Source organism: Gillisella vitis (assembly GCF_021559775.1).
Taxonomy (GTDB): Bacteria; Pseudomonadota; Alphaproteobacteria; order Rhizobiales; family Rhizobiaceae; genus Allorhizobium; species Allorhizobium ampelinum.
The window spans coordinates 424,852-437,959 of the sequence record NZ_CP056048.1 but is presented as its reverse complement, the minus strand read 5'-3'; the positions used below and the strand labels follow the sequence as shown (position 1 = coordinate 437,959).

The following is a 13,108-nucleotide window of genomic DNA, read 5'->3' as shown; positions in this document are numbered from 1 at the left end:
CAGATCAACTTTAAACTTCATCGCAATGCGTCCGGCAAGCGCAAAGGAGCACACGGAGGAAAGAAACCGTGATCAACATCCATATCTAAAGTAGAAAAACTCTGAGCGTTAAATCAGCGCGCAGACGGTTTTGGTTTCCAGGTAGTTTTCCAAGCCCGGCGCGCCATTCTCATAGCCCCAGCCGGATTGGCGGTGACCACCCTTCGGCAATTCAGGGGAAAAATAGGAATGGCAATTGATCCAGATCGTCCCCGCCTTGACCTGCGCCGCCAGTCGGTGGGCCTGGGAAAAATCCCGGGTCCAGACACTGCCCGCCAGCCCATAAGGACTGTCATTGGCATAGAGGAGCGCCTCATCCACCGCATCGAAAGGCGTCACCACCACGACAGGACCGAAAATCTCCTCGCGCATCAGCCGCATGTCGGGCCGCACGCCCGTCACCACGGTCGGTGTGTAAAACGTGCCTGTTTCTCCCGACTGGCTGCCCCCCGCCGCGATTTCAGCGCCCTCTGCCTTCCCCTCTGCCACATAGGCCGCCACACGGTCGGCCTGGCGGCGATTGACCAACGGCCCCAGATCAACGGCGGGATCGAGCCCATGACCGAGACGCAATGTGGAAGCAGACTTTGACAGCCCTTCCACCACCTGTTCGCAAATCGAGCGATGGGCATAGACGCGTGAGGCCGCCACGCAGACCTGACCGGAATTGCTAAAGATGCCGCGCGCAATGCCCTCGACGGTCAGGGCCATGTCGGCATCCGGCAGAACGATGGCAGGCGACTTGCCGCCCAGTTCCAACGTCAGCTTTTTCAGATTTCCAGCAGCAGCAGTCACAATCAGCTTGCCGACCTCGGTCGATCCCGTGAAAGCCACCTTGTCAACATCGGGATGGGCGCACAACGCCGCTCCCACCGTTTCGCCAAAGCCGGTGACGACATTGACCACGCCGTCAGGCAGACCGGCCTCCAGCATCAACTCGCCCAGCCGCAGCGCCGTCAGCGAGGTTTCTTCCGCCGGTTTCAGCACCACCGTGCAACCGGCAGCCAGCGCTGGCGCAAGCTTCATGGCCGCCATCAGCAGGGGCGAATTCCAGGGCGTGATCGCAGCCACCACGCCGACAGGCTCACGGGTGGTATAGGCAAAGATCTGCTTGCCCTGCGGCTGATAGCCGATAGAAGTCGGAATGGTGGTGCCGAGGATCTTGGTGCAGAACCCGGCAAAATAGCGAAACTGTTCGGCACTGGCCGGAATTTCGGCAAAACGACTGGTCTTGAAGCTTTTGCCCTGATCAAGGGTTTCGAGTTCCGCCAGTTCCTCCGCATGGGCATCGATCAACTCGGCGATTTTCCACAACAGCCTGCCGCGCTGGGAGGGTGTCAGCCCTTTCCATGCCTGAGAGGTGAGAGCGGCACGGGCGCTGGCCACGGCCTCGTCGACATCGGCAGCCGTTCCTTCGGCAAGCTCGGCCAAGACCTCACCTGTAGCCGGATCGGCTGTCTCAAACCATTGCCGAGAACCGGCATCGCGCCAGAACCCGCCGATCAAGATCTGCTTACGGCGGCGAGCCAGAAAGGCTTTGGTACCCTCGTTTTTCGGGCCGATAGGGTCGAGTGCCAGGGTCATGTCAGTCTCCGAAAATGGTGTGTGCGGCGCGAATGCGGCAAGCGGCGTTCAACGCCCCTCGTATGATCGAATGATAGCCGGTGCAGCGACAAAGGTTGCCCTCCAGACCGGCGCGAATGTCCTTTTCCCCGGCCTGCGGGTTGTCCGTAAACAAGGCCACCAGCGCCAGTGAAAAGCCCGGCGCGCAATAACCGCATTGAAACGCGTTTTCCTCCGCCAGCCCTGCGCGCACCGCCTGTCCCAGTGGATGGGAGGCCAGCCCTTCCGCCGTCAGGATGTCTGTGCCGTCGATCTGCCAAGCCATCAGCAGACAGGCATTGGCAAGCCTGCCATCCAACAGTACGCTACAGGCACCGCAACGACCAATGGCGCAGGCAAGCTTGGTGGCGGTCAGGTGCAGCTTGTCACGCAAAATTTCGGTGAGCCGCGTCTCCGGCTGGCATTCCACAGTGACCCTCTCGCCATTCAGTGTGAAGCCCAGGTTCATGCCGTCACCGAGAGATGTGCGAGAAGCGTTTCCGGCACGACGGGCATGACCGGTGGCCAATAGCCGGTAGCAGCCGCAATAGCATTGGCAATTGCCGGTGTGACTGCACCAATACCGAGTTCGCCGACCCCGCGCGGACCATGCGCGTCGCCGGGGTCGAGATCCTCAAGTGCAAAGACATGCAGACCGAGCGGGGCATCCTGAATGCCGGGCAGCATATAAGTGTCGAAATTGCCGGTCAGATAGGCGGCCTCCTGCATCGGGCAATCCTCCGTCAGGGTGAAACCAAGCCCTTGCACCGCTCCGCCCTCCAATTGACCGAGATAGGCGGCAAGATCGATGATCGGTCCGGCGGCAGAATGCTGGTGAAGATCAAGCACCCGCACCTCACCCGTAACCCGGCTGACCGCAACACGCGCCAGCGACGCGCCGAAGGCAAAGATATAGCGGGCATTGGCATCCGTATAATCGGTCTTTGGAAAATCAAACGTCACTGTCACGCTTGGCAAATCCTTCTCCGGCAAGGCGGCGGCCAGATCCGCATAGGACAGTAAAATTGCGCCACTATGGCTACCCGGCTCCGCAAAACCACCGGGCACTAGGACGAGCTGTTCAGCGTCGCAGCCAAGCATCCCTGCCGCCGCACGGCACATTGCCTGGCGAAATTCAGGAGCGGCCAGCCGCACCGAGGCCCAGACGACGTGGCTGCCACGCGAGGCGGTGGTGGAGCCTGAATCCGGAGCCAGCAATGTATCGCCAATCAGCGGAAGCACATCTTGGCGCGCGCAACCGAGTTCGGCAGAAATGGCCGCGCAGATCGCCGGTAAAAGCCCCTGCCCCATTTCGTCCAACCCGAATGCACCTTCGATCAAACCCTGCTTCGTCAGCGCAAGCCTCCCCGCCGCTGGATCGGGAATGACCGATCCAAGACCATTGCCCTGATAATTCAGCGCCATGCCGGTGCCGATTATCCACTCCTGATCAGCACCAATCCCCTGCGGTTTGCGCCAAAGCACGGAGGCCGTGGCGGCCGCCAGCATTTCTTCCAGTCGTTCGCTGGTCGACACGACCTGCCCTAAATAGCCGGGAGAGCCTGGCTGTCGCAGATTGCGCCTGCGGATCTCCAGAGGCGAAAGGCCGCAAAGAGCTGCCAGCCTGTCCATCTGGCACTCCACCGCAAATGTCATCTGGTTGGCGCCGAAACCGCGAAAAGCGCCGCAAAGTCCGTTATTGGTATAGGCGAGACGGCCCCGCGTGGTGATATTGCCCACCACATAAGGGCCGATGGCATGTTCCAGCGCCGTTTCCAGAACGCTCGGGCCAAGCGAAGCGTAAGCCCCCGCATCCGCCACCAGATCGACCTGCTGGGCCAGCAAAACACCTTGCGCGTCGCAGGCAGTTTTCATGCGGATCTTCATCGGGTGGCGCTTTTGACCGGCAAGCATGGACTCCGCCCGCGACAAATGTAGCCTGACAGGCCGCCTTGCCTTCAGCGCCAGAAGCGCCAGCACTGGCTGGATGGAAAGCTCATCCTTGCCGCCAAAAGCACCGCCGGTCGGCGACGTCACCACCCTGATATCGTCTTCGTCCAAGCCAAGGATACGCGACAATTGCAGCCGGTCACGTCCGCCATGCTGGCCTCCAGCACACATGTTTAGCTTGCCATCCGGCCCGACGAAAGCATAGCCACCCTCGGTCTCCATGAAGCCATGCATCTGGCGGGGCGTGATATAGGTTTCTTCGACGATATGGGCCGCCTTGGCAAAGCCTTGGATACTATCGCCACGGGTAAAGAGAATTTCCCGCTGAAGATTGCCGTTTTCATGCACTCGCATCGCCTGCGGCTCGAGCGCCGCTTCCATATCATCCACGACAGGCAGCGGCGCGTAGCGGACGTCGATCAGCGCCAGCGCCTTTTGCGCCGTCTCTTCATCAATTGCAGCCACCGCTGCGACCGGATCGCCACGATGGCGCACCTTGTCGAAACAGAGCGCTGGCTGGTCCTGCACCACGATGCCAAAAGCATTCAGCCCCGGCACATCACGATGGGTGACGACGGCCACCACACCCGGCAGTGCTTCTGCTGCCGCCGTCTCGATGGACAGGATCCGCGCATGGGCAATTCCGGCCCGCAAGATGCGGCCGACCAGCATGCCCTCCTTCCGATAATCGGTCAGATAGGCCAGTTCGCCCCGGATCTTCTGCTCCACATCCGGACGAATATGCCAGCGATCTGGCATCCGCAGGCGGTCGAGCGCCAGTTCACCCTCGGGCGGGCGGGCAAAGGCAATGGGCTGTGCGACGGGAGCGGATGGCGCACGACCCGGCAGAAATCCACCAAGCCCGAAACACAGCATATTCGCGGCAATCAAGCGCCGATAGGCACCGGAGCGAAATCCATCGCCCGGGGCCTGGATTGTCTCCATCAAGGCGTGATGAACCCCGGCCCAATCGATCCCGTCCCAGGCAGCCCCAGTTGCAAGCGCTTCGGCATCATAAAGGCGGGCGGGCGGCACGATGCCGCCGCCGACAGCAAACCGCGCCGCATCGACACGGCTCTGCCCCGCCCGAAGCCGGCCAGCGACATTGATGACGCTCGGACTGAAGGCCGCTCTTAAGCCGATCTTGCGAAAAACGAAGCGCTCCCCGGCCCCTTGCGGCGCAATCAGGATGGCCGTGAGGATTGCGCCCTGCTGCGCCGGGGCCGCCAGCCAGTCCGCTACGGAAACCGTGAGACAGTCAGGCAGAGCGGCAAATTCCAGGACAGCGTCGAGTACGAGGAGGGCTGGCAAGAGGCAGCCGGTGCGCCCGGCGATATTGCCGCCAAGGGTCGCCAGAGTGCGCACCCCAGGACTGGCCACCAGTTTTACGGCAGAATGCAACAATGGCAGGGCGGCAGCAATCTCGTGCGAGGCCAGGAGATCGGCAAGGCGTGTCATTGCACCAATACGGATATGCCCACCGACCTGCGCAATGCCCGACAGTGCCGGGGATAGCTCTGCAAGACTGATCATCCGGTCCGGCTTCGCCAGACCCTTCGCCCATTCCAGTTGCAACGCCGTTGCTCCGGCGACGATGCGCGCGCCCGGCTGCTGCGCCTCCGCGATGGCCAGTTCCAGCGTCTCCGGGGCCAGCACCTCCATCAGGCTGCTCCTGCGGTCGTGCCGAAGCGGAGGCCTTTTTCCTTCAGCCAGCGGCGATAGGCAATGGAGGAGGAATCGGCCCTTGTCGGGATTTCAGCCCGTGGCTCAAGCGGCAGCAACAAGGGACGCTGGTTTTCGACAATGATCCGGTCCTGAAGGAAAATCACCTGCTCGAAATTGAGGAGTGCCGTGTGCGGCGAGACGGTATCGACCAGATACATGACCGGCTGGGCGCGGCAGAGCCCGTCTTCCATCGGCTGGATGAACAGAGCAATCGCATCGAGCCGGTTCGGCGATGTGGGGCAGACGCGGTAGAGCATCACCACGAAGGGCGATGGCACCCGGTAGGTCAGCTGCACGAAATCGCCATCGCTTTCGGTCGCGGCAATGCGCGGCTGGAAGAAGGTGCAATTGGTCGCCCAGACCTCATCCACATCGCGGCGGATTTCCGACAGATAGTGCGGCACTTCGGTATGCGGTTCTGAGCCGAGAATATCGGTATGCACGAAGGGAAAATGCGCCATATCGAGAAAATTCTCGACAACACGCAGGCCCGATGCCCGCATCGTCACCCAGCCGCACAGCACAAACCGGCGATCCGCCTCTTGCGCCTCGGCGATATCGACAATGTCCTTCCCCGGCGTGCCAAGCGTAGTAAACAGGCAGCCGTATTTGACCTGGAAGGGCAAGCCCGGTCCATAGCAACCGTCCAGGCCTGTCTCACGCACCAGCGGCGCACCAGTCGCGTCCAGCCGATATTCGATCTCCTGGCCCAGCAGCCTTGTTTGCACTGGCTGGGTCGTGACATCACCGGCAGTGGCGATCGCATACCAATCGTTGAGCGCGACCCGGTCGGTCGTCTTCATTTGACACCCTCCGCTTCGCTGATCCATTGCTTGGTGCCGCCGCCGTTTTCGGCAAGCCATGCGGCGCGGCGGGCAAAATGCGAAGGTGCCATGCCATGGATATCGGCAATGATCGCCTTGACGTCGCCGGTTTTCAGCACGCCATCTTCCACGATCACCTGACCATCCACCATGGTCATGGCGACATCGCCGCCGCGCACCGCGTGGACGAGATTGTGCTGCACATTGAAATAGGGACCGTCGGCAAACAGTGGCGTCATACGCGGCGTATCGGTGCGCACCGCAATGATATCGGCGCGCTTTCCAACTTCGATAGAGCCGATTTCATCCTCAAGACCGATAGCTCTCGCGCCGAGGATGGTCGCCATGCGCAGACATTGCCAGCTATCCATGGCGGCGGCATCGCGGTGGCGCAATTTGCCGAGCAGGGAGGCGGTCTTCATCTCCTCGAACATGTCGAAATTGTTGTTTTCCTTTTCGCCATCCGTGCCAAGACCGACCGGAATGCCCGCCGCCAGCATATCGGCAATCGGTGCGATGCCGGAAGCAAGCTTCATGTTCGACACCGGATTATGGGCGACCGAGACATTATATCTGGCAATCAGCTCGATTTCCGCCTCATCCAGCCAGACGGCATGGGCCAGCATGGTGCGCGGCGTCTCGAAGAAGCCGAGATCCTCCAGAACATGCATGGGGCGCTTGCCATAGGTGTCGATAAAACCGCCAACTTCGACTTCCGCTTCCGAACAATGGGTGTGAAAGCCGGTGTTATACTGTTTGGCCATGGCGATAGCCCGCTGCTGGCCAGCCGCATCGGCATAAAACAGATGCTCCAGCCCGACCCAGACATTGATGCGGCCCCCCGCCTTGCGGTGCCAGGTCTCAATCATCCCCTCATTGTTGTCGAGCGTTTCGAAATAATTGTAATCGGGATGCTCACCAACATAGGGTACGGCAACAAGGCGCGTGCCGATGGACTGTGCCGCCCGGGCGCTGCCATCCATATAGCGCCACATATCGACAACAGTCGTCGTGCCAGACAGCGCGGATTCGGCGTAGCACAGAAAGGACGCCGCCTCGGCTTCATGCGGCAGAAGCACGCGGTGCATCGGGTTGATATGGATGGTCAGCCAGTCCCAGACCGGCAGATGTTCCGCCGTGCCGCGCAGGAAGCCGGAATGGGCATGGGCGTTGATAAGCCCCGGCATCAGCAGGGCATTGTCGATCCTCTTGACCGCCAGAGCCGGATGGCTGGCCTTCACTGTCTCCAGCGAACCGACCGCCAGGATACGACCCTCTTCGATAGCGACCGCGCCATCAGGGATGACGCTGTTTTTCGCATCCATGGTCAACAGAGTGTCGGCGGTGACGATCATTGCGCTCGAAGTCATGTTCATCTCCAGGGTCTTCCTTCTGCCCTTCAGGGCATGCAAATTTCACGCCGCCTGCATCAGGAAGGCGGCGGCACGCTCACCAATCATCGTCACCGGCGCATGGGTGTTGCAGGTGGGAATAATGGGAATGACCGAGGCATCGGCAATCGTCAGCCCGGCAAGGCCATGCACCCGCAACCGGCTATCCACCACCGCCATCTCATCACTGCCCATCTTGGCCGTACCGACGGGATGAAAGAAAGTGGAACAGCCATTGCGGATGAAATCCCGAAGGCCGTCCCTCGACAGTTTTGTGTCTGGCGCGGCAAACCCATCAAACAGCGCAGCGAAAGCCGGTGTCTGCGCCAGCGCCATCACCGTCTCGACGGCCAGAAGCGTCGCATCCAGATCGGCGGGGTCTGCGAAATAATTCGGCTGAATCTCCAGCGGGCCAAAAGGATCGGCAGACAGCAGACGCAGGTAGCCGATGCTTTTCGAGCGCATCAAGCCCGCCCCCATCGAAAACACCGGGCCGGACATGTCGTAAAGAGCGCGCAGCGCAGGCGTCGCGCTATTGCCCTGCACCGGAAAGGCATGCACATCCGGTTGACCAAGATGGGCAGATGATTTCCAGTTCATCATCGTGCCGCCGCCATTGTCGAGCACATCACCCAGCGGCATTTTCGACCGGCAGACCACGGCCTGCACCAGCGGGTGATCCTGAAGATTGCGTCCGACGCCGGGAAGGGCATGATTGAGCGGAATGCCAAGCCGTTGCAACTCATCGGGATCACCAATGCCCGACAACATCAACAGGCGCGGCGTATCGAAAGCACCCGCCGCCAACACCACCTGGCTTTGGGCAAGCGTCTCAACTGTCTTGCCTTCCACCAGATGGCGAATACCCGTGCAGCGACCCTTTTCGACCATCAGGCCGATAGCTTGCGAGCCTGTCAGCACAGTCAGGCGCGGATGATCGAGGATCGGATAGAAATAACCCTCAGCCGAACTCCAGCGCTTGCCATCGACAATATTGAAATTCGAGGGGCAGGCACCCTCATTGCTTGGCCCGTTCGGATCGTCAATCACGGGAATGCCGAGATCGGCAGCACCCTCCATCATCGCCCGGGCCACCGGATGGAGTGTCTTGCTGGTCGTGATCTTCAGGGGACCACCAGCACCACGCCAGCGGCTTTCGCCCCCTTCCCAATCCTCGGCCTTCTTGAAGAATGGCAGCACATCCTCAAAGCACCAGCCCTCGCAGCCAGCGGCCTGCCAGGCGTCATAGTCATTGGGATGGCCACGATACCACATCATCGCGTTGATCGCCGAGGAGCCGCCGAGCACTTTGCCACGCGGAATACCAATCGTATGGCCGTTGACGCGAGAGGTGGGCGCATAATCATAGCCCCAGTCCCAGCGTCCGCGCCCCAGCGGCACCCATTGGCGGGGATCGTCAATCTCGGCCCTGCCGATCCCCGGCTCGCCAGCCTCAATCAGCAGCACGGTCGCCTCCGTGCCATCAATCAGGCGACGCACCACCGGCAAGCCACCGGAACCAGCGCCGACGACGATATAATCATAGGCTTTTTGCAGCGGACGCTGTGGCAAGAGGGAGCGTGCTTCAGTCATCGTATTGGACATGGGGACATCGGCCTCAATTGTGCTCGCTCGGCCCCATGATGACGATGCCTTCTGAGGCCTCGACATGGCGCACGAAGATATATTTGTCCTCGCGCCCATCCGAATGCTTGCGCTTGATGTCCGGCTGCACGGTGCCTGCCACCTTGGCAACCACCACATAGGGAACATCCGCCTTCAGTCCCGCCTCGCAATGAGCCTCGAACTCTTCCAGCGTGCGGGCGGTAAAGGCATTGTCGATCCCGGCGCCGCGAGCAATGGCAGCAATATCCACCCGCCCGAAAGCCGTGTGGGTCGGCGGCCCGCCAATCGACTGGTAGCACTCATTGTCCCAGACGACGATGAACAGGTTTTTCGGTTGTTCGTTGCCAAGGGTGGCGAGAATGCCGAGGTTGAACATCATGCCGCCATCGGTATCGAGCGAGATGATCCGGCGATGCGGAAGCCCTGCCGCCAGCCCGAAGGCCTGCGGCGTGACGCAGCCGAGCTGCTGCTGGAACAGGCTGGCTTGGCGCATATGCGGGGCGGCGTTATACCATTCATCGACGGAGGCCCCGAGCGACAGGATGACAAGCTCGTTTTCCAGCCGTGCGGCCAGCAATTTCATGCAATCATAGCGCTTCATCGGACGATGCTCCCGCCAAGGGCGATGGCCGAGTGGTAGTAGGCATTATAGGACCAGTGATAGGCATCGATGATCGATTGCTCGATTTCGTCTTCCTCGCGCACCACCCGGTAGGGAATGCGCAGCGCGTTCAGCACCGGCTCCATGGTGATGCCATGGGGAATGGCCCACCAGTTGTTTTCGCCCAGTTCGCCGCGATAGCTCATCAGCATGACGACAGGAATACCAGCCCCAAGCCCCATGCGCGCCAGCGGTTCAACGGAAGCCCGCAGACCGGAATTTTCCATGACCAGCGCCGCCCGCTTGCCGGACAGAAACACACCGCCACAGATTGCCGCCCCCTCGCCCTCATTGGTGACACGGATGGTGCGGATCTCAGGATCGGCGTCCAGCGCCGGATATAGCTCCTTGAACAGTGAGTCAGGCAGATAGCAAACGACACTGACCCCGGCTTTCTTGAGGCCGCGGATAACGGCATCGACGGATGATGGTTTCATGGTGATCCCTCGTTTCCGCGTGAGGTTCGCAAACCGAAAGTGTTTCGAATAGACGGCATTTTTCGACGTAAGTGATGCGCAAAAGGCAACATGTTACGATAAGTCTCGCGGCACATGTGGTGCCGCCTGGGTTAGCTGTTCGACCGATTGCTCCAGCAGCCGCCCCAGCGCCGAAGCTGCATCCGACATCTCCTTGGCGGAGCGCGACAGCAACAGCAGCTTGCGGTTCGGCAAGCGGCTGTCGGAAAGCGGCACAAACACCAGCGACCCCTCCGCCAGTTCCTGCTCCACGCCGACCCGGGTCTGCAAGACAAGGCCGAGATTGCGCCTCGCCAATTCCACCATCAGGCCGATGGAATTGGTGCGTGAGCGGTGCGAGAGATCCACCAGCGACCGGTTCAACGCCTCCTCTACCGAAGCGCCCAGCGTCAGGCTGGCATCCGAGAGGATCACCCGCAGATTGGCGAGATCAAACAGCTTGATTTCCGTGCGCTTGGCCATGTCACTGTCCGGCAGGGCCAAAACGCCGATTGGCAGCGACACGCTGGCAATGCGGCGCACGGTACGCGGCACGCGCACGTCGAAAAGAACCGCAAGATCGCATTCGCCTTCGGCCACGGCATTGGCCGCCTGCTGCGAGGCCATGACCTTGACATCGACGGTAATCGCCGGATGGCGGCTCCAGAATGCCTCCAGCGCCGCTGGTAACAGGCCCCGCGCCACACTTTCCACCACAGCCACCGAGACGGTGCCTCGATGCAGGCCATGCAGATCGTTGATTTCGGCACAGGCCCGGCTGAGTTCCGACAGCGATGCCTTGGCGTGATACAGCAGCAGTTCACCGGCGCTGGTCAGTTTCAGGCGCTGGCGCACCCGGTCAAACAGCGGCGTGCCGATTTCCTCTTCCAATTGGCGCAGGATGCGGCTGACGGAAGAGGGTGCGACATTGAGGGCAAGGGCGGCCTGGCGGATCGAGCCCAGCCGCGCCACCAGCTGGAAATAATGGATGCGCGTTGCAACCAGGCCCAGCCGGTAGGCATCCATCACGCCGCCTCAAAGGGTGGCACGATCACCATTTGCGGCACCGTCACCAGACCCTTGTCGGTAATGCGGATTTCAGGGATTACCGACAGCGGGATCAGGTTGAACCCCATATAGGGTATAGTGCAGCCAGCCTTTTCCCACTCCACTTTCAGCGCCTGCACTTCAGCTGCCACCTCATGCACCCGCTTGTCGGACATCAGGCCCGCCACCGGCAGCGGCACCATGGCCGTCACCTTGCCATCCTGCACCACACAGACCCCACCCTGATGGGATTCGATGGCGCGCAACGCCACCTGCATATCGGCCTCATTGGTACCGGCGATGATGATATTGTGGCTGTCATGACCGACAGAAGAGGCAACGGCACCGCTTTTCAGCGCGAAATTGGAAAGAAGCGCATGCGCCACATTGCCCGGCGATTTGCCGTGCCGCTCGATCACCGTCACGAAGCACAGGCCGTGGCGGGCAAAATGCGTTGCCCAGTCATTGGCCGGTTCCAGCTCGATTTTCTCGTGTCCGAGGATGATGCCCGGCAATTCGGTGCGGATCGTGTTGGCGATGACTTTGCTACTTGGCAGGTCCGGGGTCAGCTTCACCACGTCAGGCAGCTTTACCGTGTGATAGGCGGCATTGGGATAGCGCCAGCGGTTGGAAAGGGCGGCATCGAGAACAGGGGTAATCTTTTTGTGGTCAACCACCAGTTCGCCGCCATACCAAGTGCTGACCGGTTGCAGGTCGTCATCAAGTAGCACCAGATCGGCCCGGCGACCGCCACCCAACCCGCCGATCTCCCCATCCATGCCAAACCGCGTCGCGCCATGCAGCGAGCCCATGGCCCAGGCCTGCTCCCGGCTCATGCCCGCAAGCCGTGCCTCGCGCACCACCCAGTCGAGGCCAAAGGCCAGCAGATCCTCGGCATCGCGGTCGTCGGTGCACACAGCGATGCGCTTATGTGAAGCGCCAAGCTCGGTCACAGTGCGGATCGCCTCCGGCAGCGAATGCCAAGGCGTGGTTGGCGGGCCGCCGCGCAGAAACAGCCATATCCCCGCCTCCAGCAGGTCATCGGCAATGTCACGGTCGATAGCTTCATGCGTGTCCGTGACGCCGGATGCGGCATAGGCCGAGACGAATTCACGGCCATAGACATGGCCCGAAACCGGCCTACCCCGGGAAAGCGCAGCGGCCAGAATGGCATGGGCGCGCTCATCCCCCATGGTGACGGGGACGAAATCCATCTTCTCACCCAGCGCCACCGCTTCCGGCCATGTGTCGAACAGGGCGGCGATCTTTTCCGCTGTCAGATCCCCACCTGCCGTTTCCAGCTCCGGTGAGGTCGCAGGTACAGTCGAGGGAACGGTGAGGAAAATCGATAGCGGCGCATGGCGGGCGTCTTCCAACATCGCCTCGACACCGGCCACATCCATGACATTGCCGATTTCGTGGCTGTCGCAGAAGATCGTCGTCGTACCGTTGAGAAGGGCTGCCTCGGCATAGGCGCAGGCCGTGACCATGCTGGATTCAATATGGATATGCGGATCGACCAGACCCGGCGCAAGAATACCGCCCTGCGCGTCGTAGCGTAGCACGCCCGAAGATTTCGAGCTGCCAGCCGGTTTGACGGCGGCGATCCGTCCGCCCGTGAGCCAGATTTCCCTGTCCGGCAAAATACGCTCGGAATAGGTGGAGAGAACGCGAGCACCGGTAATCACCAGATCCGGCGCGGCACGGCCAGACGCCACATCAGCCAAGCGCCGCGTCATGCCCGCGAGTGGGGCAACGGAAAATCGGGTTAAAGCCATCGATGTAAAC

At 61.1% G+C, this 13,108-nt stretch carries 10 protein-coding genes; all 10 read right to left on the bottom strand.

Going from position 1 to position 13,108, the window contains the following annotated elements:
• Positions 1-108 precede the first annotated feature (108 nt).
• Positions 109-1,623, bottom strand: a complete 1,515-nt coding sequence (locus AVCG78_RS19145) for an aldehyde dehydrogenase family protein (RefSeq protein ID WP_071584464.1) — start codon at positions 1,621-1,623, stop codon at positions 109-111.
• 1 nt (position 1,624) lies between these two features.
• Positions 1,625-2,110, bottom strand: coding sequence for a (2Fe-2S)-binding protein (locus AVCG78_RS19140; protein ID WP_071584465.1), 486 nt, complete (start codon positions 2,108-2,110; stop codon positions 1,625-1,627).
• On the bottom strand, positions 2,107-5,253 hold the full coding sequence (locus tag AVCG78_RS19135) for a molybdopterin cofactor-binding domain-containing protein (RefSeq protein ID WP_071584466.1): 3,147 nt from the start codon (positions 5,251-5,253) through the stop codon (positions 2,107-2,109). The genes AVCG78_RS19140 and AVCG78_RS19135 overlap by 4 nt, the downstream gene beginning before the upstream one ends.
• Positions 5,253-6,119: a (2Fe-2S)-binding protein gene (locus AVCG78_RS19130; RefSeq protein ID WP_071206773.1), complete on the bottom strand. Its 867-nt coding sequence runs from the start codon at positions 6,117-6,119 to the stop codon at positions 5,253-5,255. The genes AVCG78_RS19135 and AVCG78_RS19130 overlap by 1 nt, the downstream gene beginning before the upstream one ends.
• Positions 6,116-7,510 carry an amidohydrolase family protein gene (locus AVCG78_RS19125; RefSeq protein ID WP_071207222.1) on the bottom strand — a complete coding sequence of 465 codons (1,395 nt, stop codon included), beginning with the start codon at positions 7,508-7,510 and terminating at the stop codon, positions 6,116-6,118. Before AVCG78_RS19125 ends, AVCG78_RS19130 begins: the two co-directional genes overlap by 4 nt.
• 45 nt (positions 7,511-7,555) lie before the next feature.
• Positions 7,556-9,136, bottom strand: a complete 1,581-nt coding sequence (locus tag AVCG78_RS19120; RefSeq protein WP_234665028.1) for a GMC family oxidoreductase — start codon at positions 9,134-9,136, stop codon at positions 7,556-7,558.
• 13 nt (positions 9,137-9,149) lie between these two features.
• Positions 9,150-9,758 carry a thiamine pyrophosphate-dependent enzyme gene (locus AVCG78_RS19115; protein ID WP_060717304.1) on the bottom strand — a complete coding sequence of 203 codons (609 nt, stop codon included), beginning with the start codon at positions 9,756-9,758 and terminating at the stop codon, positions 9,150-9,152.
• The gene (locus AVCG78_RS19110; RefSeq protein ID WP_071206774.1) at positions 9,755-10,255 is read right to left on the bottom strand and encodes a thiamine pyrophosphate-binding protein; all 501 of its coding nucleotides are present in this window, start codon (positions 10,253-10,255) and stop codon (positions 9,755-9,757) included. The genes AVCG78_RS19115 and AVCG78_RS19110 overlap by 4 nt, the downstream gene beginning before the upstream one ends.
• 93 nt (positions 10,256-10,348) lie before the next feature.
• Positions 10,349-11,299, bottom strand: coding sequence for a LysR family transcriptional regulator (locus tag AVCG78_RS19105; RefSeq protein ID WP_071206775.1), 951 nt, complete (start codon positions 11,297-11,299; stop codon positions 10,349-10,351).
• Entirely contained in the window at positions 11,299-13,098 is a 1,800-nt protein-coding gene (locus tag AVCG78_RS19100; RefSeq protein ID WP_156582600.1) for an adenine deaminase C-terminal domain-containing protein, read from the bottom strand. Before AVCG78_RS19100 ends, AVCG78_RS19105 begins: the two co-directional genes overlap by 1 nt.
• Between the last annotated feature and the right edge of the window lie 10 nt (positions 13,099-13,108).